Annotated in this window: 21 protein-coding genes and 11 pseudogenes; 13 read left to right on the forward strand and 19 right to left on the reverse strand. The window is 69.2% G+C overall.

The annotated features are described in order from the left end of the window. The first annotated feature begins 11 nt into the window (after positions 1–11). Positions 12–503: a beta-class carbonic anhydrase gene (locus tag G7085_RS00540; protein ID WP_197509626.1), complete on the forward strand. Its 492-nt coding sequence runs from the start codon at positions 12–14 to the stop codon at positions 501–503. An 11-nt stretch (positions 504–514) separates the two neighbouring features. On the opposite strand, the gene G7085_RS23005 is transcribed toward G7085_RS00540, so the two are convergent. Together G7085_RS23005 and G7085_RS33645 are read right to left on the reverse strand one after the other, a co-directional pair. Further along, the gene (locus tag G7085_RS23005) at positions 515–958 is read right to left on the reverse strand and encodes a FadR/GntR family transcriptional regulator (protein WP_231979087.1); all 444 of its coding nucleotides are present in this window, start codon (positions 956–958) and stop codon (positions 515–517) included. A 132-nt stretch (positions 959–1090) separates the two neighbouring features. Continuing rightward, positions 1091–1222: pseudogene (locus G7085_RS33645) on the reverse strand (hypothetical protein); the annotation flags it as partial. A gap of 117 nt (positions 1223–1339) precedes the next feature. On the opposite strand from G7085_RS33645, the pseudogene G7085_RS00550 reads away from it, so the two are divergent. The 4 genes and pseudogenes from G7085_RS00550 to G7085_RS00565 all read left to right on the forward strand — a co-directional run bounded on the left by G7085_RS00550 (position 1340) and on the right by G7085_RS00565 (position 5895). Continuing rightward, positions 1340–3001, forward strand: a pseudogene (locus G7085_RS00550) (L-lactate permease). 25 nt (positions 3002–3026) lie between these two features. Continuing rightward, positions 3027–3780: pseudogene (locus tag G7085_RS00555) on the forward strand ((Fe-S)-binding protein). Then, a pseudogene (locus G7085_RS00560) lies at positions 3770–5248 on the forward strand (lactate utilization protein B). The pseudogenes G7085_RS00555 and G7085_RS00560 overlap by 11 nt, the downstream one beginning before the upstream one ends. Beyond that, complete coding sequence (locus tag G7085_RS00565) at positions 5245–5895, forward strand: LutC/YkgG family protein (protein WP_197509628.1); 651 nt, start codon at positions 5245–5247, stop codon at positions 5893–5895. The pseudogene G7085_RS00560 and the gene G7085_RS00565 overlap by 4 nt, the downstream one beginning before the upstream one ends. A gap of 76 nt (positions 5896–5971) precedes the next feature. Here G7085_RS00565 and G7085_RS00570 read toward each other — a convergent pair. Beyond that, positions 5972–8031, reverse strand: a pseudogene (locus tag G7085_RS00570) (DNA gyrase/topoisomerase IV subunit B). Positions 8032–8156: 125 nt separating this feature from the next. On the opposite strand from G7085_RS00570, the gene G7085_RS00575 reads away from it, so the two are divergent. Continuing rightward, the gene (locus G7085_RS00575) at positions 8157–8360 is read left to right on the forward strand and encodes a DUF7455 domain-containing protein (RefSeq protein ID WP_408647006.1); all 204 of its coding nucleotides are present in this window, start codon (positions 8157–8159) and stop codon (positions 8358–8360) included. Between the two features lie 518 nt (positions 8361–8878). Here the strand turns inward: G7085_RS00575 and G7085_RS00580 are convergent. The 10 genes and pseudogenes from G7085_RS00580 to G7085_RS00625 form a co-directional block, all read right to left on the reverse strand. Further along, on the reverse strand, positions 8879–9097 hold the full coding sequence (locus G7085_RS00580; protein WP_197509629.1) for an NAD(+) diphosphatase: 219 nt from the start codon (positions 9095–9097) through the stop codon (positions 8879–8881). Continuing rightward, positions 9094–9330: an NUDIX domain-containing protein gene (locus G7085_RS23010; protein WP_197509630.1), complete on the reverse strand. Its 237-nt coding sequence runs from the start codon at positions 9328–9330 to the stop codon at positions 9094–9096. Before G7085_RS23010 ends, G7085_RS00580 begins: the two co-directional genes overlap by 4 nt. Before the next feature lie 373 nt (positions 9331–9703). After that, positions 9704–10135, reverse strand: coding sequence for a PD-(D/E)XK nuclease family protein (locus G7085_RS00590; protein WP_197512678.1), 432 nt, complete (start codon positions 10133–10135; stop codon positions 9704–9706). Continuing rightward, positions 10048–10383 carry a hypothetical protein gene (locus G7085_RS00595; protein ID WP_197509631.1) on the reverse strand — a complete coding sequence of 112 codons (336 nt, stop codon included), beginning with the start codon at positions 10381–10383 and terminating at the stop codon, positions 10048–10050. Before G7085_RS00595 ends, G7085_RS00590 begins: the two co-directional genes overlap by 88 nt. Before the next feature lie 192 nt (positions 10384–10575). Then, positions 10576–11100 (reverse strand): 3'-5' exonuclease, encoded by a 525-nt coding sequence (locus G7085_RS00600; protein WP_197509632.1) that lies wholly within the window; start codon positions 11098–11100, stop codon positions 10576–10578. Between the two features lie 117 nt (positions 11101–11217). Further along, the gene (locus G7085_RS00605) at positions 11218–11955 is read right to left on the reverse strand and encodes a UvrD-helicase domain-containing protein (protein WP_231979088.1); all 738 of its coding nucleotides are present in this window, start codon (positions 11953–11955) and stop codon (positions 11218–11220) included. Positions 11956–12029: 74 nt separating this feature from the next. After that, positions 12030–12134: pseudogene (locus G7085_RS33650) on the reverse strand (hypothetical protein); the annotation flags it as partial. 333 nt (positions 12135–12467) lie between these two features. Beyond that, positions 12468–12854, reverse strand: coding sequence for a UvrD-helicase domain-containing protein (locus G7085_RS00615; protein WP_197509634.1), 387 nt, complete (start codon positions 12852–12854; stop codon positions 12468–12470). After that, the gene (locus G7085_RS00620) at positions 12851–12991 is read right to left on the reverse strand and encodes a hypothetical protein (protein WP_197509635.1); all 141 of its coding nucleotides are present in this window, start codon (positions 12989–12991) and stop codon (positions 12851–12853) included. Before G7085_RS00620 ends, G7085_RS00615 begins: the two co-directional genes overlap by 4 nt. Continuing rightward, positions 12984–13607 (reverse strand): RecB family exonuclease, encoded by a 624-nt coding sequence (locus G7085_RS00625; RefSeq protein ID WP_331715385.1) that lies wholly within the window; start codon positions 13605–13607, stop codon positions 12984–12986. The genes G7085_RS00620 and G7085_RS00625 overlap by 8 nt, the downstream gene beginning before the upstream one ends. Positions 13608–13684: 77 nt before the next feature. Here G7085_RS00625 and G7085_RS00630 point away from each other — a divergent pair, with 77 nt between their 5' ends. Then, complete coding sequence (locus G7085_RS00630) at positions 13685–13996, forward strand: hypothetical protein (RefSeq protein WP_197509637.1); 312 nt, start codon at positions 13685–13687, stop codon at positions 13994–13996. Positions 13997–14004: 8 nt separating this feature from the next. Here the strand turns inward: G7085_RS00630 and G7085_RS33655 are convergent. From G7085_RS33655 to G7085_RS33660, 5 genes and pseudogenes are all read right to left on the reverse strand, one after another. After that, positions 14005–14121 (reverse strand): annotated as a pseudogene (locus tag G7085_RS33655) (hypothetical protein); the annotation flags it as partial. Beyond that, a complete protein-coding gene (locus G7085_RS00640; RefSeq protein ID WP_197509638.1) occupies positions 14094–15068 on the reverse strand; it encodes a DEAD/DEAH box helicase in 975 nt (324 codons plus the stop codon). The gene G7085_RS00640 and the pseudogene G7085_RS33655, both read right to left, overlap by 28 nt. Further along, a complete protein-coding gene (locus tag G7085_RS00645) occupies positions 15056–15241 on the reverse strand; it encodes a UvrD-helicase domain-containing protein (RefSeq protein WP_331715386.1) in 186 nt (61 codons plus the stop codon). Before G7085_RS00645 ends, G7085_RS00640 begins: the two co-directional genes overlap by 13 nt. Then, positions 15238–15513, reverse strand: coding sequence for a hypothetical protein (locus G7085_RS23015; RefSeq protein ID WP_231979089.1), 276 nt, complete (start codon positions 15511–15513; stop codon positions 15238–15240). The genes G7085_RS00645 and G7085_RS23015 overlap by 4 nt, the downstream gene beginning before the upstream one ends. 104 nt (positions 15514–15617) lie before the next feature. Further along, positions 15618–15848: pseudogene (locus G7085_RS33660) on the reverse strand (UvrD-helicase domain-containing protein); the annotation flags it as partial. 209 nt (positions 15849–16057) lie between these two features. On the opposite strand from G7085_RS33660, the gene ligD (G7085_RS00655) reads away from it, so the two are divergent. The 6 genes and pseudogenes from ligD (G7085_RS00655) (at position 16058) to G7085_RS33670 (ending at position 19607) form a co-directional block, all read left to right on the forward strand. Beyond that, positions 16058–16621 carry a non-homologous end-joining DNA ligase LigD gene (gene ligD, locus G7085_RS00655; protein ID WP_197509641.1) on the forward strand — a complete coding sequence of 188 codons (564 nt, stop codon included), beginning with the start codon at positions 16058–16060 and terminating at the stop codon, positions 16619–16621. After that, positions 16570–16989 (forward strand): non-homologous end-joining DNA ligase LigD, encoded by a 420-nt coding sequence (gene ligD / locus G7085_RS00660; protein ID WP_331715894.1) that lies wholly within the window; start codon positions 16570–16572, stop codon positions 16987–16989. Before ligD (G7085_RS00655) ends, ligD (G7085_RS00660) begins: the two co-directional genes overlap by 52 nt. Before the next feature lie 35 nt (positions 16990–17024). Beyond that, entirely contained in the window at positions 17025–17822 is a 798-nt protein-coding gene (locus G7085_RS00665; RefSeq protein ID WP_331715387.1) for a PP2C family protein-serine/threonine phosphatase, read from the forward strand. Between the two features lie 31 nt (positions 17823–17853). Further along, the gene (locus G7085_RS00670) at positions 17854–18078 is read left to right on the forward strand and encodes a DUF3107 domain-containing protein (RefSeq protein ID WP_197509644.1); all 225 of its coding nucleotides are present in this window, start codon (positions 17854–17856) and stop codon (positions 18076–18078) included. 101 nt (positions 18079–18179) lie between these two features. Next, positions 18180–19057: pseudogene (locus G7085_RS33665) on the forward strand (DEAD/DEAH box helicase). Beyond that, positions 19054–19607 (forward strand): annotated as a pseudogene (locus G7085_RS33670) (helicase-related protein). The pseudogenes G7085_RS33665 and G7085_RS33670 overlap by 4 nt, the downstream one beginning before the upstream one ends. Positions 19608–19694: 87 nt before the next feature. On the opposite strand, the pseudogene trpS reads toward G7085_RS33670, so the two are convergent. Continuing rightward, a pseudogene (trpS, locus tag G7085_RS00680) lies at positions 19695–20785 on the reverse strand (tryptophan--tRNA ligase). Positions 20786–20818 lie beyond the last annotated feature (33 nt).

Below are 20818 nucleotides of genomic sequence, written 5' to 3' on the forward strand. Positions count from 1 at the left end.
GAAGCGGTGATATGAGTTTTGACGACCTGCTGGCCCGCAACGCGCAATACGCGGCCACCTTTACCGATGCGAACTTCGACGGTGTGGCCCGGGCCGGCGTGTGCATCGTCACCTGCATGGACTCGCGGATCGAGCCGCTCGGCATGCTCGGCCTCCATCTCGGCGATGCGAAGATCCTGCGCTCGCCCGGCGGACGCGTGACCACCTCCGTCATGAACGGCTGTGTGCTCGGCGTCCAACTCCTCCAGGTCGACCGGATCATGATCATCCCGCACACGCGCTGCGCCATGGCAACCGGGACCGACGAGGACGTCCGCAGGAAGATCCGCGACACCAACGGGGTCAACGCATCCTGGATGACCTTCGGGTCGTCACCGGATCAGATGACCCGCGTCCACGAGGACGTCGAAATGGTGCGCTCGCACCCGCTCATCACGGGGCACGCCGAGGTCGGCGGCTTCATGTACGACGTCGACACGGGTCGGCTCGAACAGATCATCTGACAGGTCGCGCCTCAGGGCAGCAGTGCCCGGTGCGCCTGCCTGATGTGGGCCTCGACGCGTTCGGCGGCGAGCCTGCCGTCCCGTTGCCGCAGGGCGTCGAAGATGGCCTCGTGCTCCACGTTCAGCTGGGCGCGCACCACCTCCCAGTCGGGAAGCGCGTTCTCGGCGACGAGGATGGGCTTGGCCACCGCCTCCCGGATCGCCACCGTGACGTCGCGGATCAGCCGGTTCGCACCGAGTCCGGCGATGGCCACATGGAAGCCCGTGTCGAGGGAGTTGAAGGTGACCGAGTCCTTCGTCTCCTTCATCTGGATGACCATCGCCTCCAGTGCGTCGATCGCCGCGTCGTCGAGCCGTTCCACCGCCGCGTAGGCGGCGGCGCGCTCGAGCACCACGCGCGTCTCGGTGACCTCAGAGAACGAGATGGCGTCCAGCGCGACGTGTAGCTTCAACATCCTGCCCAGCGCCGCCCCTGGCTCGCCGCGACCCGTGTGCCACCACCGGGGCCGGTGTGGGAGGTGACGACCCCTGGGTCTGCAGCACCTTGATCGCCTCACGGACGGCGCTGCGGCTCGCCCCAACTGGGAGGCGAGGTCACGCTCGTTCGGCAGCCTGTCCCCCGGAACGACACGCCCATCGAGGATCTCGGTCGTCAGGTGATCAAGAACAGCCTCAAAGCCGCCTGTGCTAGCAGTGTTCATGAGCCAATTGTCACTCATCCGGCAAGGGCTTGCAGCCCAAAGTGGGGTTGGTCTGACCTGTTCCAGGATGACGTGTTAACGTTTGGTCTGACCAGCTTGCCGCTGGTCAGACACACGGACAATGGAGTTCCACACATGTTCACACCTCAACTTGAGCCGCTGGGGAGTCTGACGCTCTCCGCCCTCGTTGCGCTCCTCCCCTCCTGGTGATGTTCTTCACCCTCGGCGTCCTCAAGTGGAAGGCCCACTGGGCCGGCCTCACGTCGCTCGCCACCGCGATTCTGGTCGCAGTCTTCGCGTTCAAGATGCCGGTCGGGCTCGCACTCCTGGCGGGCACCCAGGGTGCGGTATTCGGACTCTTCCCCATCACCTGGATCGTGCTCACGGCCATCTGGCTCTACCAGGTCACCGTCGTGAGCGGACGGTTCGAGGACCTCCGGGCCACCTTCAGCCTGATCTCCGACGACCCGCGCATCCTGGCCATCCTCATCGCGTTCTGCTTCGGCGGCCTGATGGAGGCCCTCGCCGGCTTCGGCGCCCCCGTCGCCATCACCGGCGTGATGCTGATGTCGATCGGTTTCTCCGCCTTCCGTGCGGCCATGGTCGTGCTGCTCGCCAACACCGCACCGGTCGCGTTCGGCGCCGTCGCCATCCCGATCATCACCGCTGGCAACCTGACCGGCATCGACTACCGTGAGATCGGCGCCTACGTCGGCCACCAGTCCCCGTGCTTGCGCTGTTCGTCCCCATGCTTCTCGTGCTCCTGGCCGACGGCAGGAAGGGCCTCAAGCAGGTCTGGCCCGCAGCCCTCGTGATCGGTGGATCGTTCGCCGTCGCGCAGTGGATCTCCGCCACCTACCTGTCGGTCGAGCTCACCGACGTGATCGCGTCGCTGTTCGCCCTCGCGGTCGGCGTCGTGTTCCTCCGCTTCTGGAAGCCCCAGGGTGGAGAAGAGGCCCTCGAGCGGCTGGCCGCCGAGCGCAGCCTCGAGAAGCTCGACGACGTCTCCGAGACCCACGCCCAGCCCGCGCACGCCCTGACCGGCGGCAGGATCTTCATGGCGCTGTTCCCCTACCTGCTGGTCATCGCCATCTTCTCCGCTGCGAAGCTGATCCCGGCCGTCGTGTCGTTCCTCGCCAGCACCGACCTGAAGATCAAGTGGCCCGGGCTGTACGGCAACCTGCTCACCACCGCGGGCGAGGCGTCCCCGTCGGCGATCTACAACTTCCAGTGGCTCTCAAGCCCCGGCACGCTGCTCGTGATCACCGCGATCATCGTCGGCATCGTCTACCGCGTCTCCTTCAAGGACATGGTGGGCGAGCTCTGGCCACCATCCACAAGATGCGCTGGTCGGCACTGACCATCGCGTCGGTGCTCTCGCTGGCCTACGTCATGAACTTCTCCGGCCAGACCATCACCATCGGCTCCTGGATCGCGGGCGTCGGCGTCGCATTCGCCTTCCTGTCGCCGATCCTCGGCTGGATCGGCACCGCGGTCACCGGCTCCGACACCTCCGCCAACGCCCTGTTCGCCACGCTGCAGCAGACCACGGCCAACAAGGTGGGTCTCGACCCGACGCTCCTCGTGGCCGCCAACACCACAGGTGGTGTGGTCGGCAAGATGATCAGCCCGCAGAACCTCGCCATCGCATGCTCGGCCGTCGGCCTGCTCGGTGCCGAGTCGCAGCTGTTCCGCAAGGTCATCTGGTGGAGCCTCGGCATGCTCGCCGTGCTCTGCGTCCTCATCGGCCTCCAGTCCACCCCGGTCCTCAGCTGGATGCTGCCGACCTTCAACTGACGTCAACACCCACGGAAGGTCAGACATGCCAGACGCAGGCATCCGCGTGGCGCTCTTCGCCACGTGCATCAATGACACGATGAAGCCGTCGATCCCGATCGCCACGGTGAAGCTGCTCGAGAGGTTGGGTTGCACGGTCGTCTACCCGAGAAGCAGACCTGCTGCGGGCAGATCATGACCAACACGGGCTACTACAAGGAAGCGATGCCGACGGTGCGCAACTACGTCGATTCGTTCGGCGGGTACGACTACATCGTCGGCCCTCCGGGTCGTGTGTCGGTTCGGTTCGCGAGCAGCACGCCATGCTCGCGAACTGGGCCGGCGACCCGGGTTGGAGAGGGACGCCACCGCGGTGGCGTCGCGCACCTACGAACTCACGGAGTTCCTCATGGATGTGCTCGGCGTCACCGACGTCGGCGCCTACTTCCCCACCGTGTCACCTACCACCCGACGTGTCACTCGATGCGCATCGCGAAGGTCGGTGACCGGCCGCTGCAGCTGCTGCGCGCCGTGCGAGGCATCGATCTGGTCGAGCTGCCGATGGCGGAGCAGTGCTGCGGCTTCGGCGGCACCTTCTCGGTGAAGAATCCGGATGTGTCCATCGCCATGGCGTCGGACAAGGCGCGCCACGTCCGGTCCACGGACGCCGAGTACCTCGTTGCGGGGATCAGGCCTGCCTGATGAACATCGGTGGTGTCCTGCACCGCCAGCGCTCGGGGATCAGGACCATCCACATCGCGGAGATCCTCGCAAGCACCGAAAAGGAGGCTGTGGCATGACCACCACGCATCAGCGCCTCACGCCCGAACCCCGTCCTGGCTGGGCATCCCGCCCTTCCCGGAGGCGGCGAAGGCTGAACTGGCGAAGGCCGAGCAGCGCAAGAACCTGCGCCACGCCACCGGCACCATCCGCGCCAAGCGCATCCTGCGCGCGGCCGAGGTGCCGAACTGGGAGGATCTGCGCACCGCAGGGCCGAGATCAAGGACCGCGTGGGACGCCACCTCGACCACTACCTGATCCAGGCGGAGAAGGCGATGACCGAGGCCGGGTCACCGTGCACTGGGCCCGTGACGGGAAGGAGGCGAACCAGATCGTCGCCCAGATCGCCAAGGCGAAGGGCGTCGACGAGGTCGTCAAGATCAAGTCGATGGTGACGCAGGAGATCGACCTGAACGAGGCGCTCGAAGCCGAGGGCATCGCGGCCTGGGAGACAGACCTGGCGGAGCTGATCGTGCAGCTCGGTCACGACCTGCCGAGCCACATCCTCGTCCCGGCCATCCACCGCAACCGCTCCGAGGTGCGCGAGATCTTCACCACCGAGATGGGCACCTACGGCACGCCCGCGCCGGCCGACGTGTCGGACAACCCGGGCGAGCTGACGGCCGCGGCACGCGCCCACCTGCGGGAGAAGTTCCTGCGTTCCAGGATGGGCGTCTCCGGCGGCAACTTCATCGTGGCGGAGACGGGCACGCTCGTCATCGTCGAATCCGAGGGCAACGGGCGCATGTGCCTCACCCTCCCGGAGACGCTGGTGTCCGTGGTCGGCATCGAGAAGATCGTGCCGACGGTCGAGGACCTCGAGGTGTTCCTGAAGCTGCTGCCCAGGTCGTCGACCGCCGAGCGGATGAACCCGTACACCTCGCTCTGGACGGGTGTCACACCCGGCGACGGCCGCAGGACCTGCACGTCATCCTCCTCGACAACGGGCGCACCGACGTACTGGCCGACCCGGTCGGGAGGGCGGCGCTGCGCTGCATCCGGTGCTCCGCCTGCCTGAACGTCTGCCCGTCTACGAGCGGGTCGGCGGCCACGCCTACGGCTCCATGTATCCGGGGCCGATCGGCGCGATCCTGGCCCGCAGCTGCGGGACTGGAGAACGAGAACGACCGTGCGCTCCCTTCGCATCCAGCCTCTGCGGCGCGTGCAATGAGGTGTGCCCGGTGCGGATCCCGTTCACCGACATCCTCGTGCACCTGCGGCACAAGGTGGCCGACTACAAGACGTCCAAGCACCCACGATCGAACAGACGATCATGAAGGGCGCGGCCTGGGTGATGTCCGATGGCAAGCACCTGGCCGCCGTCCAGAAGGGTTCCCGGATGGCGGGCGCATCTACAAGGACAAGTGGATCGGGCCCATGCCCGTGCCGCTTGCGGGCCGCTGGCTCCAGGCCCGCGACGTCGAGCCGCCACCGACGGAGACCTTCCGTCAGTGGTGGAAGAAGAACCGAGAGGGAGGCGCACGATGAGCGCGCGTGAGGAGATCCTGCGACGCATCCGCAGGGCGACCACCGACGTGGCCCAGAGTGACCCGGCCGTGGACGTGCCCGTGCACTGGTCCTACGGTCAGGCACTTTCCACCGTCGACGTGCTCGCCGACTTCGTGGAGAAGGTCGAGGACTACAAGGCGCGCGTTGTGCGCGTCGACGACGCCGGTGTGGGCCGCGCGATCGTCGAAGCCCTCGAAGGACTCGGCGCGACCAGCGCCGTGCTGCCCGACGGCCTTCCGGCCGAATGGGTGGAGGCCGTCGCCGCGAGCGACGTCGAGGTCCATCGCGACGACCCGGAGTTGAGCTACGCCGAGTTGAACGTGATCGGCGCCGTCGTCACCACGGCAGCGGTCGGGATGGCCGACTCCGGCACCATCGCCCTCGACCACGGCTCCGGCCAGGGTCGCCGCGTCCTGTCCCTGCTGCCCGACTGCCACGTGTGCGTGGTGCGGGCGGAGCAGGTGGTCAGCGACGTTCCGGAGGGCATCGCGAGGCTGGCACCGGCGCTCCGCGCACGGCGTCCGGTGACCTGGTTGAGCGGCGGTTCCGCGACCAGCGACATCGAGCTGAGCCGCGTCGAGGGTGTGCACGGGCCGCGTCATCTGTGGGTGATTCTCGTCGACTGACGGCTCCCCGCCGAGGGTCCGTTCCGCTTCTGCGGGACGGACCCTTCCGCATGTCCGGTGAAGGACGTCGGCCCGCTCAGGCGTCGATGCGGTCGGCCTCGAGCGCGTAGGCGCCCTCGATGATGAACTCCTTGCGGGAGCGACGTCGTTGCCCATCAGCATCTCGAACACCCGCTCGGCGTTGGCGGCGTCGTCGACGGTGAGCCTGCGCAGCGTGCGGTGCCTCGGGCTCATCGTGGTGTCGGCCAACTGGTCGGCGTCCATCTCGCCGAGGCCCTTGTAACGCTGCGGTTCCTTGAACTTCTGGCCCGCTTGGTGAGCTCGGCGAGCTTGCGCTGGTACTCGGCATCCGAATACGTGTAGATGTACTTCTCGAGGCCGCGCTTCGGCTGGATCAGCTCGAAGCGGTGCAGCGGCGGCACGGCCGAGTAGACGCGTCCTGCCTCCACGAGGGGCGCATGTAGCGGAAGAAGAGCGTCGCGAGCAGGCACCGGATGTGTGCGCCGTCGGAGTCGGCGTCGGCCATGAAGATCACCTTGCCGTAGCGGGCGTTCTCCGGGTCGAAGGTGCGGCCCGAACCGGCGCCCACCACCTGGATGATCGAGGCACACTCGGCGTTCTTCAGCATGTCGCCCACCGAGGCCTTCTGCACGTTGAGGATCTTGCCCTGATCGGCAGGAGAGCCTGGAACTCGGAGTTGCGGGCGACATTGGCGGTGCCGAGCGCCGAGTCTCCCTCCACGATGAACAGTTCGGTGAGGTCGACGTTGTTGGAGCGGCAGTCCTTCAGCTTCGGGGAAGGGTCGAGGACTCGAGTGCATTCTTGCGCCGCTGGTTCTCCTTGTGGGCACGGGCCTGGACCCGGGTGCGGGAGGCGGCGACCACCTTCTCCTGCAGCTGACGCGCCACCTGGCGGGTCTTCGGGCTGAGAGGAACGCGCCCAGCTCGCTCTCGACGATGCGGGCGACGAGGCGCTGCACCGGGGCGTGCCGAGCACCTCCTTCGTCTGGCCCTCGAACTGCGGCTCGGCGAGCCGGACGGTCACGACCGCCGTCAGACCCTCGACGCAGTCGTCCTTGACGATCTCCTCACCGGCCTTGAGCAGGCCGCGGGTGCCCTCGAACGACTTCACGAAGGCGCGCGTGAGGCCGCGGTCGAAGCCGCTCACATGGGTGCCGCCCTTGGGAGTGGCGATGATGTTCACGAACGACTTCACGGTGGAGTCGTAACCGGTGCCCAGCGCACGGCGATGTCGACGTCCAGGTCGCGCTCGACGTCGGTGGCGGTCATGGCGCCCGCGTCGTCCAGCATCGGGACGGTCTCGACGAACGAGTCGGTCCCTTCAGCCGGATCACCTCGGTGAGCGGGCATCGGCGGCGAGGAAGTCGGCGAACTCGGTGATGCCGCCCGCGTGGACGAACGACTCGGGCTCGGACGCACCGTCGCGCGCATCGGTCACATCGAGCCGCAGCCCGGGGACGAGGAACGAGGTCTGGCGGCCCGGTCGTGGAGCTGGGTGATGGAGAGGCCGGCGTCGGCGAGGAAGATCTGCCGGTCGGGCCAGTAGCGTACGCGCGTGCCGGTCTTGGCCTTGGCCACGCGGCCGACCTTGCGGAGCCCGCTCTGCGGCGTGAAGGGCGCATCGGGGCCATCGCCGTCGAACACCCCGGGACGCCCCGTCTGAAGCTCATCTCCCAGGTCGCCGAATTGCGGTCCACCTGGACGTCCATCCGGGAGCTCAGCGCGTTGACGACGGAGGCACCGACGCCGTGGAGGCCGCCGGTGGCGTTGTACGAGGAGTTGCCGAACTTGCCGCCGGCGTGGAGCTTCGTGAAGACCACCTCGACGCCGGACAGGCCGGTGCGGGCTCGGTGTCGACGGGGATCCCGCGTGCGTGGTCGTGGACCTCGATGGAGCCGTCGCCGCCGAGCACGATGTCGATCTGGTCACCGAAGCCCGCGAGGGCCTCGTCGACGGAGTTGTCGATGATCTCCCAGAGGCAGTGCATGAGGCCGCGGGTGTCGGTGGAGCCGATGTACATGGCGGGCCGCTTCCGCACGGCCTCGAGCCCTTCCAGGACGAGAAGGTTCTTCGCCTCGTAGTCTCGCGAATGTTGCTGCTTGCCCGTCGTCTGCACCGGTACAGGCTACCCGGCCCCGGCGGTTAGCAGGCCAACGAAACGCGCCGGTGGTGGGTGGGAACATTGAACGGCCCCGGTACGTTGGACAATGGAGAGACGAGATACACGAGACCCGGGAGGACATGATGACTGAACTCGCTATCGACCCGACCCTTACCGCCACCGATCGTTGTGACCGCTGCGGGGCCCAGGCCTACCTGCGGGTCTTCCTCCGCTCCGGAGGCGAACTCATGTTCTGCGCACACCATGCTGCGGCCCACCGCGAGAAGCTGAATGAGGTCGCGGCAAAGATCCAGGACGAGACGAGCAGGCTCAGGGCCAACTGAGCCCAGGCTGAGGTGAGGGGCTCCTACGCCCCGGTGGAACAGGTTCATAACCATGATGACGGCGGCGGGATCGCGGTGGCAACGGCCACCGGCTGACGATCCCGCCGCCGTCTCGCCCCGTCCTCCCGTCCTCCGTCCTCGTCCGGGTCCCCGTCCGGGAGAGGCCTGGCAAAATCGGCCAGTAGCCGATTCTGATCGGTCAGGGTGAAAGTTCCGGCCACTGACCCGCGACCACCCTGACGAGGCGGCCCGCAAAATCGGCCAGTAGCCGATTCGGATCGGTCAGGGTGAAAGTTCCGGCCACTGACCCGCGACCACCCAGACGAGGCGGCCCGCAAAATCGGCCAGTAGCCGTCTCTGTCCGGAAGACTCCAAGCAGGATGGACCCGAGCCCCGAGGGAGGTCGGGGTCAGTGGCCACCATTTCCAGACAGACCGACCAGAATCGGTCAGTGGCCGATTTTTCCGGGTGGTCCAGACGGGAGCTCGTGACGCGTGAACCCGGACCGGGCGCGTCGATCAGAGCCGGCCGAGCCAGCGGTCGATCAGCTGTCGTGCGATGGAGGCCCCTCCAGGCAGGATCAGCCCACCGGATTCGACGGCCTCCGTGAGCTCGGGCCGTGAGTAGTAGGCGGCCCGTAGGATCTCATCGCCGTCAACCATGATGCGATCGTCGACGGCGCGCGCCTCGAAACCCAGCATGAGCGACCTCGGCATCGGCCACGGCTGGCTGCTCACGTAGCCGAGCGACCCGAGCGTGACCCGACCTCCTCGGCCACCTCCCGGTACACCGCCTGCTCGACGGACTCCCCCGCCTCGATGAACCCGGCGATGATCGACACCCGCTGTTCCGGCCAGGCGACGTTGCGGGCCAGCAGCAGCCGGTCGTCGGGATCGGTGATGGCGACGATGACGCACGGGTCGATCCGCGCGAACGACAGCGCGCCGCACCGGGAGCACACCCTACGCACGCCGCCCTGGTCGGGATCGGTGCGGGCACCGCACCGTTCGCAGGCGGGGCCTGCGCGTTCCAGCGGGCCAGGAACACCGCAGCCGCCAGCGGGTCGTAGGCCTGGGGTGGCGCCTCACGCCACGAGATGGACTCGCCGTCGAGCCGGGCGACGGGCCGGGCGAACCACGGTCGGTCACCGAAGACACCGAGATAGATGTCCTGCGGCCCTCGGACGCCTGCCGCAGGGGTCGCCTTCGGCCGTCCACCGTCGGAGGCGACCCTCCCGTCTCCGTCGATGCGGAGCACAAGGGCCGAGCGCCAGGCCTTGTCCAGTTCGCCGGCTTCGCGTGCCCCCGGGACCCGGTCCAGAGACGAGGGCCCCGACCAGTGGCTCACCATCCGCCTCCACTCCTCAGCGCCGCGTCGATCAGGGAGGCCGGCGCGGCGACCACCCGGAGCTGGTCCGCCATGACGTGGTAGAACGCTGCGCCCACCCGTTCCGGATCGACCCCGCGTGCCTCGGCCCACGCCTGACGGTACACCGCCAACTGGAGCGCATCCGCCCTGTGGTCGGACGTCTTCCAGTCGACCACCAGGTAGTCGAGCCCGTCGCGGTTCCAGGCATAGACGGCGTCGATGCGGCCACGCAGCACGTGTCCGCCGCGGCGCATCAGGAACGGCACCTCGACGCCGATCGGCGACAGGTCGGCAAACCGTCCCGCCTCGAAGGCGGCGATCAGCTGCGCCAGTTCGTCGGTCGGTGCCGATGGCCGGCCACCAGCTCGTCGAGGCCGGCCGGAAGCTCGAAGCGTTCCTGTAGCCAGGCGTGGAAGCGGGTCCCGATGCGCGCCTCCATCGACGGACGGCGCGGCATCCGACGCAGCAGGCTCGCGGCGAACTTGTCCGGATCGTTGCGCAGCGCCATCAGGGCGGTCGCGGACAACCCATCGGGCAGCCCGACCGCCCGGTCACGACGGCGCGCGAGCAGGTCGGTGAGGTGCCGGGCGCTCTCGTCCCACGCCGCGACCTGGGCGGCCTCCGTCTCGTTGGTGGTGCCCGACTGCCAGGCCACGCATCGCTGTCGGCGACGGGCACCGCCGCTGCCTCGCGAACCATGGCGACCGCCTCGGCCTCAGCGCCAGCACCTCGGGCGAGAGGCCCGTCGGCCAGGCGAGCCGGATCGGCTCGCTCGGCACCGGGTTGCTGTCGAGCCCACCGGTGGTGGCGTCGAGGAACGTGCGGGCCTCCTCTGCGGCACCGCGCATCACAGTGAAATAGGGCGACTCGGCGCGCGGCCGGATGTTGCCCGGCGTCCAGACGTGGGACGAGGCCACCAGCAGCTGCTTGGCCTGGTGGCGGCCACGTAGGCCAGCCGGTCCTCGGACAGCCGGTGATCCGCCTTCAGCGCGTCGCGGTACCGACCGAGCCCGTCCTTCGTGTGTGCTCCGAGTTGTGGGACGGCGGAGGCATCGCCCCGCAGCGGGGCCGGCATCGACTGCGCCTTCGACGGCCACACTCCGGTGCGGGCATCCGACGGGAACACCTTGTCGACGAGGCTCGGCAGGTAGACCGTGTCCCACTCGAGGCCCTTTGCGCGATGCACCGTCATCAACTTCACCGAATCGTCCTCGCTCGGCACCGCCTGCATCAGGCCTTCGCCGAAGTCCTCCTCGGCATCCAGGTAGGCGAGCAGGCCGGTGAGGGTGCCGTCACCGTCGACGTCGGTGTAGCTCGCCACCTCCGCCACGAACCGGGCGACCTGGCCCGTGTCCCGGTTGCCCGCGATCAACTCAGCCTCGAGGCCCAGGGTGGAGATGACCTCGTCACAAGGTCGGCGACCGGTTCCGCGGCGTGCCTGCGCAGCTCGGTGACCTCACGGTGGAAGCGGGCGAGCCTGCGTCGCGCCTCATCGGTGAGTGGAACCTCCCCGGATCAGCGACGGCGTCCAGGAGGCACAGCGTCTCCCCGGGATCGGCCTGCGTGACGGCGACCAGCAGCGGATCGGCCCCGCTGCCCTCAGCCGACGTACCCCACCGGCAAGTTCCCTCGCCCGCGCGCCGAGAGCCTCGAGATCGGACAGGCCCAGGGCCCACCGCGGCCCGCTCAGAAGCGCGGCCACATCCGGGTTGGCGGCCACGTCGTCCAGTACCCGCAGGGTCGACACGATGGGCGCGATCTCCGGCAGTCCGAGCAGGCCTCCCAGGCCCACGATCTCGACGGGCACGTCACGGTCGCGCAGCGCCTCGAACAGGGGGCGAGCAGGGCGTTGCGCCGCACGAGAACCGCCTGATCTGCCCATCCGACCCCGCCGCGTGCCGGTCGACGATGAACTCGACGAGCCAGTCGACCTCGTCGCGGAAGGTGTCGAACGCGGCGGCCGCCAGGGACCCGGGCCGTGCCCGGGCGGCGCCACCAGGGAGACCCCTTCTCCCCGGGGCCGCCTGGAGCCCGCGGCCAACTGGTTACCGACGTCGAGGATCCGCTGCCCGCTGCGCCGGTTGATGCTGAGGGTCTGCCGCTCGGCGGGTGCGCCGTCGCTTCGTCGGAAGTGGTAGGGGAACTCGAGGATGTTCGCGGCTGCTGCCCCGCGCCACCCGTAGATGGCCTGGTACGGGTCGCCGACCGCGGTGACGGGAAAACCCATCGCATCGGAAGCCGGGGCCCGGTGAACAACTCCCGCAGCAGCCGCGCCTGGGCGGCGGAGGTGTCCTGGTACTCGTCGAGCAGCACCACAGAGAACCGTTGCCGCAGCTCGACGCCGACGGCAGGAACCTCGGTGACCAGACGCACGGCCTCCCGCAGCTGATCGGCGAACTCGACCACCCCAGCTTCTGCTTGAGCTCCTGGTATCTGCCCACCAGATCGAGCAACTCGAGCCGCTCATCGCCCGCGGCGAGGGCGCCGCGGACGTCGGCCATCACCTGTCCGCGGTAAAGGGGCGCCTCCCGGAACGCGTCTGCGGCGCGCAGGGTGGCCTCCACCACCTGGTGCGGTTCGACGAGGTGTGACTGCATCTCGGCGTCGAGGGCCAGGATCCGTTCGGGGATCGAGTGGTGGCTCAGCCGGCTGATCTTGTGGAACGGGCCCGGGGCGTCGGCCACCACCCGGGTCGCGAGCCGGAACCGGGCTGCACCGGTGACCATCACCGGATCACGCTCAATGCCGATCCGGAGCCCGAACTCGCTCACGAGGCGGGCAGCGAACGAGTCGTAGGTCATCACGAGCTCGGCCCGTCGCCGTCGGCCCCGTGAGGACCCCGGCACGCTCGAGCGCCGTGGCGACCCGCTCCGCGAGCTCGGCTGCGGCCTTGCGCGTGAAGGTCAGCCCGAGCACCTGTTCGGGGCTCACCTGTCGGGTACCGACCAGCCAGACGACGCGGGCCGCCATGACGGTGGTCTTACCGCTGCCCGCGCCGGCGATGATGACTGCGGGCTCAAGCGGGCCGTGATGGCCTCGAGCTGCTCGTCGGAGAAGGGATCTGAAGGGCGTCGACAAGCTGGCCGGGGTCTCCAGCATGCGCCGTCGGATGGGATGCAGCGTCATCGGGCCGCCCTCCTTCCGGTCTGGTTGCTCACCGGGCAGGAGGTGGCGAACTGGCAGAACCGGCACGAGTTGCACTCGGCCGCGTCGTAGCGGCCCGACCGGATGATGTCGACGGCCGACGCGATCCGGTCATGCACCCACGTCGGTCCGACGGCCAGCGCCTCGCCCTTCAGCTGCGGGGAGTCGTCGATCGACGGCTGGGACACCACCGTGGGCAGCGCCGTCCCGCCACGTACGAAGGCAAGGGCGGGGGAGCGACCCGCCTCTCCCCGGCGCGACCTCCTCGAATGCGCCGAGGCTCGCGGCCAGCTGGTAGATGCCGAGCTGCGCGTTGTCCACGACATCGGGTTCCCTGAGGATCCTCCTGCCCGTCTTCAGGTCGACCACGCGCAGCCTCCCGTCGCCGTCGCGCTCGAGCCGGTCGACGGTGCCGACGAGCACCACCTCGCGGTCCTCGATCCGCAGGGGGACGGTGAACTCGCGTTCGACGGCGACCACGTCGGCGGTGCCGTGGTACGCCGCGAACCGGTCCAGCGCCTCGTCGATCTCGGCCCGCTCCGTCACTGACAGCCACTCCGCCTCGAACGGGATCTGCTCCCACACCATGTCGAGGCGGGAACGCATCTCGTCGGCGCCGAGGCCCTCCTCGGCCGCCTGCCTGGCGATCACGTGGACGATGTCGCCGACGGAGGCGCGTGACTGTCTCCCACCCTCGGCCTCGCCTTCCTCGAGAGGAACCAGCGGCGGGGACACTCGAGCAGGGCCTCCAGCGAGCTGCCGGTGATGGCGATCGGCCCGGCCGGGGTCGCACTCCCGAGCTGGGCTCGGCGGTGCCCCACCACCCTGCCGGGTCGGCGCCCGGGAAGCCCGCAGATCCGTCCGGGGCCCGCACCCCGGACAGCCGGGCCAACCGCAGGGCAGCGGCGCGCCGCAGCCCGGGAGAGGCGGACTCGTCCTCGATGGTGCGGCGCAGCTCGCCGACCAAGGCCGCGGTCGAGAGCAGCTTCTGGGGCCTGCCGTGGACCCGCTCGACCGGCACCCCCAGTTCGCCGAGGAAGCGGGAAGCGCGGCCACCCTCGCCGTCGACGCCCTGGACCGCGCTGACGGACAGCACCGAACGGGCCCGGGAGCAGGCCACGTAGAACAGTTGGCGCTCCGGCACGAGCTGCGACCCCAGGCCGGGTGGGGCCAGATGGTCGCCCTCGATCCGCTCGGCGTCGAGCAGCAGGCCCGCCCGGGTCAGCCGCGGCCACAGGCCCTCCTGCACCCCGATGACAAAGACGCGCTCGAACTCCAGCCCTTGGTGCGGTGCGCCGTCATGACGCGCACCCCGCGGCCCTCCGCGGTCAGCTCGCGGCCGGTGTCGGCCGGGATCTCCTGACCCGCGACCTCCGTCAGGAAGGTGCGTGCTCCGGCCGAACCGCGCAGCTCGTCGCCCCGTTCTGCCAGATCGAACATCTCGACGATGGCGTCCAGGTCTGCGTTGGCACGTCGCGAGCCGTGCAGTGCCTGCACACGGAGCTGTTCAGGCCAGCCGGTGGCGTCCCACAGCTCCCACAACGCGACCTGTACCTCCGCTCCGCCCTCCAACATCGCGGCGACCCGCCGCAGCAGCGCGGCGAGGGCGGCTGCCCGCTCCGCCTCGGGTAGCTCGATCCCCTCCAGGAGCACCGGCTCGGCGAGGCACCGCCCGAGGAGCAGCGTCGAGCTGCCGAGGGCCTGGTGCCTGCCGAGAAGTGCCCGTGCCAACTTCCGCTGCGCTACACCGTCGAGCCCGCACAGCGGCGAAGACAGCAGAAGACGTGCCTGGTCCGCCTCGGGCCGGGCGCCGTCGGCGGCGACCTGGAGAGCCAGCAGCAGGGTGCCGACCGCCGGCTGTTCGGCGATCGCTATCTCGTCGCCGGACACCTCCACGGGCACGCCGAGCCGGACGAGCTCCTTCGCGACGAGGCTCAGTTGGGTACGTCCCGCGCGGGTCACGACCACGAGATCGGACCAGGTGCACCCGTCGTGCGTGACGGCGTGCCTGAGGTCGGCCGCCAGGTGCGCGAGCTCCGCGGACGTGTCGTCGAAGATCCTGGCCCGCACAACGCCCTCGACGCCCGTCGGCGCCGGGGAGGCAGCCGCACCCCGTCGGTCGAGCCGGGAGTCGAGGTCGGCCAACGCGGCCGCGACAGCCCGGCTGTTACGGAACCCCGTCGTCAGGGTGACCACGCGGGCCCCGGCAGCTCGGCGATGTCCGCGAGCGCGCTCGGGCTGGCACCGCGGTAACCGCCGATCCGCTGGTGCGGATCACCCACTGCCAGCACCGGCAGCCCGGCGCGGGCCAGATCGCCGATGAGGCCGACCTGGGCGGAGTCGGACTCGTGCGCGTCATCGACGATCACCGCGTCGAAGGCTGCACGCACCCCGTCGGCCACCCCCGCTCCGTCAGCAGGAGCCTGGTCCGGTACACCAGCTCGGAGTAGTCGAGGGTGCCGGAGAAGTCGCCGACGGTGAGGTAGCCCTCCATGAACGCGGCCACCGAGGCGAACAGTGGATCCCCGGCGTCACCGGCCAGGGCGGCGAGGCCCTCGGAGTCCAGCGAGAACTGGCGCGCGCGTGCCAGCACCTCACGCAACTGCCGTGCGAACGCGCGGGTACCGAGGGCCAGCCGCACCTCCTCGGGCCAGGCATCCACGGGGACACCCTCGAGCAGCTCACGGATCCTGGACTCCTGCTCGGGGCGCGCAGCAGGCGCCAGGGACTGTCCTCGTGCGGCCGGTAGCGGCTGAGCAGCCCGAGCGACAGTCCGTGCACCGTGGTGACCTGCGCGGAGGTCTGGGCCCGCGGCAGCCGCCTCATGATGTCGCGGCGCAACTGTTGGGCGGCGGTGCGGGAGTGCGCGAGCACGATGACCCGTTCCAGGGAGCTGCCGGCGAGGACCCTTGCTGCCGCGGCCTCGGTGACCACCAGCGTCTTCCCGGTGCCCGGCCCGCCGAGGACCACCGTCACCCCGGTCGTGGATCGGTGGCCGCCGCCTGCTCGTCCGTCAGGCCCGGAAGGGGCGACGGCGGGCGGGGGCGATCCGGAAGCTCATGGCGTCCATGCAACCACCATCAACCGACATTTTCATCCGCGCCCGTGGCATGCTTGCCGCACCGCGACGTGACCCGATCGTCCGCGCGGATGCACGCCGCAGCTGGACGCGTGAGGAGCCGCACATGTCCGAGAGGATCGCCACCGAGGTCGATGGCGTCGCCCTGACGCTCAGCAACCTCGACAAGCCCCTGTTCCCCAACGGGTTCACCAAGGGCGAGCTCATCTCGTACTACGTCGAGGTCGCCGACGCGATGCTCCCCACCTCCGCGACCGCGCCATCACCCGCGTCCGCTTCCCGAACGGAACCGGCAACCAGTCCTTCTTCGAGAAGAACGCCCGGCCGGCACCCCGACTGGGTGTCGACGATGGACGTGGCGACATCAGCCGGGACCGTCAGCTACGTGGTCGCCGACGACCGTGCGACCCTGGCCTGGCTGGCGAACCTCGCCGCCGTCGAGCTGCACACTCCACAGTGGAGGGGCTCCGACGCCTCCGTCGGCGGGCAGGGTGTCATCCTTGACGGCGATCACGAGCCACGTGCGACGACGCTGATGATCGACCTCGACGCAGGGCCCGGGATCACCCTGCCGACTCCGCGCGCGGCGCGATCATCACCGCTACCGTGCTCGCCGAGGTGGGTCTCGAGGCGTTCCCGAAGACGTCGGGCAACAAGGGGATGCAGCTGAGCGTCCCGATCGCTCCGACGCCCGCTTCCCAGGTCTATGCGTTCGCGCTGTCGCTCGCGCGGTACCTGAGCGCGGCCAACCCGAAGCTGTTCATCGCCACCATGAGCCGCGAGGCGCGCAGCGGGCTGATCTTCGTCGACTTCGCCCAGAACCTGGCCGCGCGCAACACGGTGACCGCGTACTCGGTTCGGGGCCTCGAGGCGCCTTCGGTCGCCACTCCCCTGACCTGGGAGGAGGTGGCCGCGCTGCGCCCCGACACGGTGCTGCGGACCTCCCCTCCGAGGCCCTCGCCAGGATCGCCAGGTACGGTGACCTGTGGGCGGCGCAACAGCCCACCACTGAGAGCCCACCGCTGCCCGACCCGCTGACCTGACAAGATGACCCACGATCCACCGAGACGGGAGTGACCCAGCCGATGCGAGCCGACCGCTCTGATCGTTCGCACTACGTGCGCGTGCCCGCCGCCTGGGTGGCGGGCTGCAGCGACACGGGGCTGCGCCACCACACCAACCAGGACGCGATGTGCCTCGCCGTGCGCGACGCGTCGGGCCACACGGCGATACTTGCCGTTGCGGACGGCGTGACCACGGCCCAGGGTTCCGAGGTCGCCTCGCTGGTGGCCGCGGAGACGGTCGTCGAGCAGCTGATCGGCGCCCGCCTGCGCGGACAGGCCACCAACCTGGCGTTCGTGCACGCCTTCGAGGCCGCCAACCGGGCCGTGCTCGACGCCCGCGACGAGCCCTCCGCCTGCACCCTGATCGCGGCCAGCATCGACGGCGGCACCATAGCCGTCGGCAACGTCGGCGACTCGCGTGCCTACTGGCTCGGCGATGACGGCTCCTGCCACCTGCTCTCCACCGACGACTCCATGGCGCAGGCCCGCATCATGCTCGGCATGTCCCGGGACGACGCGGAGAAGTCCAGCCAGGCCCACGCCATCACGAAGTGGCTCGGCCGCAGCGCGACGAACGTCACCCCGTCCGTCATCACGCACCTCCCCCGCTCCAACGGGTGGCTGCTGCTCTGCACCGACGGACTCTGGAACTACGCCAGCTCGCCCGAAGAGATGTCCGCGCTGTTCACACGTACCGTCGCCACCCAGGTGGCACCTGCCGCGGTGGCGGAGGCGCTGGTCGGATGGGCCAACGGGCAGGGCGGGCGGGACAACATCACCGTCGTGGTGGTGCGGATCGAACTCTGAGTGGCTTTGCCGAGTCGCTAGAGTTGCGGACATGGAAGTCAAGTTCGGCATCACAGACACCCCGCGCGAAGTCGCCATCGAAACCACCGCCACGCCCGACCAGGTCGTGGACCAGGTCCGCCAGGCCCTCTCGGAGTCCGGACTCGTCGACCTGACCGATGAAAAGGGCCGGCGGATCCTGATCCCCGCCGCGAAGATCGGCTACGTCGACCTCGGTGCCCCGGCGGCCCGCGCCGTCGGGTTCGGTACGGTCTGAGCCACCGGAGGGGACGCCTGCGTTAGACTGGGGTCGTTCGGGCACCAAACGCCCGTCTCCGACCGCGCCTACGCGCGTCGTGAGTTCCTTTGACTGAAGGTTTGACCCTGAGCGACAACGAGATTGCGGTCGACGATACTTTCGCCGACCTTGGCGTCCACGAATCCATCACGTCGGCGCTGGCTGAGGCCGGCATCGTCCACCCGTTCCCGATCCAGGCGCTGGCCATTCCGCTGGCCCTGGGCGGGAGCGACCTGATCGGCCAGGCCCGTACCGGCACCGGTAAGACCCTGGCCTTCGGCGTCAGCCTGCTGCACCGCATGGTCACCATCTCCGAGGGCGTCAAGCCCTCGCACGGCAAGCCGCGCGCGCTTGTCGTGTGCCCCACCCGTGAGCTGGCGCTCCAGGTCGGCCGCGACATGGATGTGGCCGGGAAGCACCTGAAGATGCGGGTGCTGACCATCTACGGCGGCACCGGCTACGACGATCAGTTGAACACCCTCGAATCCGGCATCGACATCGCGGTCGGCACCCCGGCCGCCTGCTCGATCTCGCCGACCGCGGAGCGCTCGACCTGAGCAGCGTGCAGGTGCTCGTGCTCGACGAGGCCGACGAGATGCTCGACCTGGGCTTTCTGCCCGACATCGAACGCATCCTGCGGAAGACGCCGTCCGACCGGCAGACCATGCTGTTCTCGGCGACCATGCCCGCGCCGATCCTGACGCTTGCCCGCGCCACGCTGAACAAGCCCATCAACATCCGCGCGGAGGGCCACGATGCCCAGATGACCGTGCCGGACATCGAGCAGTTCGTCTACCAGGCGCACGACCTCGACAAGCCGGAGATCATCGCGCGGCTTCTGCAGGGCAGACAGACCACCAAGGTGATGGTGTTCACCCGCACCAAGCGGGCCGCCCAGCGGCTCATGGACGACCTGGTCGACCGTGGCTTCGCCGCCGGGCGCTGCACGGTGACCTGAATCAGCAGGCCCGCGAGCGCGCGCTCAAGAAGTTCCGTGCCGGCACCATCAGCGTGCTGGTGGCCACCGACGTCGCCGCCCGTGGCATCGACATCACCGGGTGAGCCACGTGGTCAACTACGAGTGCCCTGACACCGACGCGACCTACGTGCACCGGATCGGTCGCACCGGCCGCGCCGGGAACTCCGGCGTCGCCGTCACCCTCGTCGACTGGTCGGATCTGCACCGCTGGAAGCTGATCGACCAGGCTCTGGAGCTTCACAAGGGTGAGCCGAAGGAGATGTACTCGACCTCTGCGGACCTGTTCACCGACCTCGACATCCCCGAGGGCACCAGGGCAGGCTCCCCGGTGCGGTCGCGAAGGAGCGTGCCGAGCGCCCGTCGCGTTCCGCGTCCGGTGCCCAGGCCGGCTCCGAGGGCGGTGGCCGTCGGCGCCGCTCGCACCGGACCACCCAGTCCTCCGGTGACCACTCCGCGGCCAAGGTCGCGACCGATGCCCCGGCCAAGCCTCGCCGTCGCCGTCGCCGCATGGTCAACGGTGTCGAGGTGAAGTCCGAGGACGCCAGCTGAGCGGCCCGTGAGAGCCGGAAGCGGCCGCACCCTCCACGGGTGCGGCCGCTTCTTCGTCCTTGGGACTTCAGTAGACCATCTGCATCGCCGCGCGGACCTCGGAGAGGGTCTGCTCGGCGATCGCGTTCGCCCGGGCGTTGCCGTCGGCAAGCACCTGCTCCAGGTAGCCAGGATCGGCCTCGAGCTCGGCCCGGCGTGCCCGCATCGGGGCGAAGTACTCGTTGAGCGACTCGGTGACCATCTTCTTCAGGCCTCCGCCGCCGGCGTCGCCGAGTTCCGCGGCCACATCCGCGGGCGTGCGGTCCTGGGTGAGGGCGGCGAGGTTGACCAGGTTGGAGACCTCGGGGCGGTTGGCCGGGTCGTAGGTGATGTGCCGGTCGGAATCGGTGACGGCGCGCTTGATCAGCTTTGCCGTCTCGTCCGCCGTCATCCGCAGTTCGATGGTGTTGCCCTTCGACTTGCTCATCTTCTGGCCGTCAAGGCCGAGCACGGTGCCGGAGGCGCTGAGGAGGGCGTCGGGTTCGGGGAACACCGGGCCTCAGGAGTGGCGCGGCCGTAGCGCTCATCGAAGCGGCGGGCGATGACGCGCGCCTGCTCGAGGTGCGGCAGCTGGTCCTTGCCGACCGGGACGAGGTTGGCCTTGCAGAACAGGATGTCGGCAGCCTGATGGACCGGGTAGGTGAGCATGAGACCCGACATGGGGCGGCCACCTGTGTCGTCCAGCTCGGACTTGACCGTCGGGTTGCGGCGGAGCTCCGCATCGGTGACCACCGACAGGAACGGCAGCATCAGCTGGTTCAGGGCAGGGATCGAGGAGTGGGTGAAGAAGTTCACCTTCTGTGGATCGAGCCCGACCGCGAGGTAGTCGGTCAGCAGGGAGTAGACGCGCTCGCGGATGGGGCCGACGCCGTCGCGGTCGGTGATCACCTGGTAGTCGGCGATCAGGATCATCGTGTCGATTCCCATGCCCGCGAGCCGGACGCGGTTCTGCAGCGAACCGAAGTAGTGCCCGATGTGCAGATGACCGGTGGGCCGATCGCCCGTCAGGATGCGGAACCTGGTGGGATCCTTGGCGATCTCCGCCTCGATCTCGCGGCTGCGCTCAGTGGAGCGGGCCAGCGAGGCCTCGGCGTCTTGCAAGCCCTGGTCGAGCGACATCGAGTGAACCTTGTCTCTGGGGGTGTTTTTGTG

Origin of the sequence: Tessaracoccus coleopterorum (genome assembly GCF_011174705.1) — a bacterium.
Classification (GTDB): Bacteria; Actinomycetota; Actinomycetes; order Propionibacteriales; family Propionibacteriaceae; genus Arachnia; species Arachnia coleopterorum.

What these genes read in the sequence shown, in the direction of transcription:
- G7085_RS00540 (WP_197509626.1), top strand. Translation starts at nt 12, where the DNA reads ATGAGTTTTGACGACCTGCTGGCCCGCAACGCGCAATACGCGGCCACC.
- G7085_RS23005 (WP_231979087.1), bottom strand. Translation starts at nt 958, where the DNA reads ATGTTGAAGCTACACGTCGCGCTGGACGCCATCTCGTTCTCTGAGGTC.
- G7085_RS00565 (WP_197509628.1), top strand. Translation starts at nt 5,245, where the DNA reads ATGAGCGCGCGTGAGGAGATCCTGCGACGCATCCGCAGGGCGACCACC.
- G7085_RS00575 (WP_408647006.1), top strand. Translation starts at nt 8,157, where the DNA reads ATGATGACTGAACTCGCTATCGACCCGACCCTTACCGCCACCGATCGT.
- G7085_RS00605 (WP_231979088.1), bottom strand. Translation starts at nt 11,955, where the DNA reads ATGGGTTTTCCCGTCACCGCGGTCGGCGACCCGTACCAGGCCATCTAC.
- G7085_RS00615 (WP_197509634.1), bottom strand. Translation starts at nt 12,854, where the DNA reads ATGACGCTGCATCCCATCCGACGGCGCATGCTGGAGACCCCGGCCAGC.
- ligD (WP_197509641.1), top strand. Translation starts at nt 16,058, where the DNA reads ATGTCCGAGAGGATCGCCACCGAGGTCGATGGCGTCGCCCTGACGCTC.
- G7085_RS00670 (WP_197509644.1), top strand. Translation starts at nt 17,854, where the DNA reads ATGGAAGTCAAGTTCGGCATCACAGACACCCCGCGCGAAGTCGCCATC.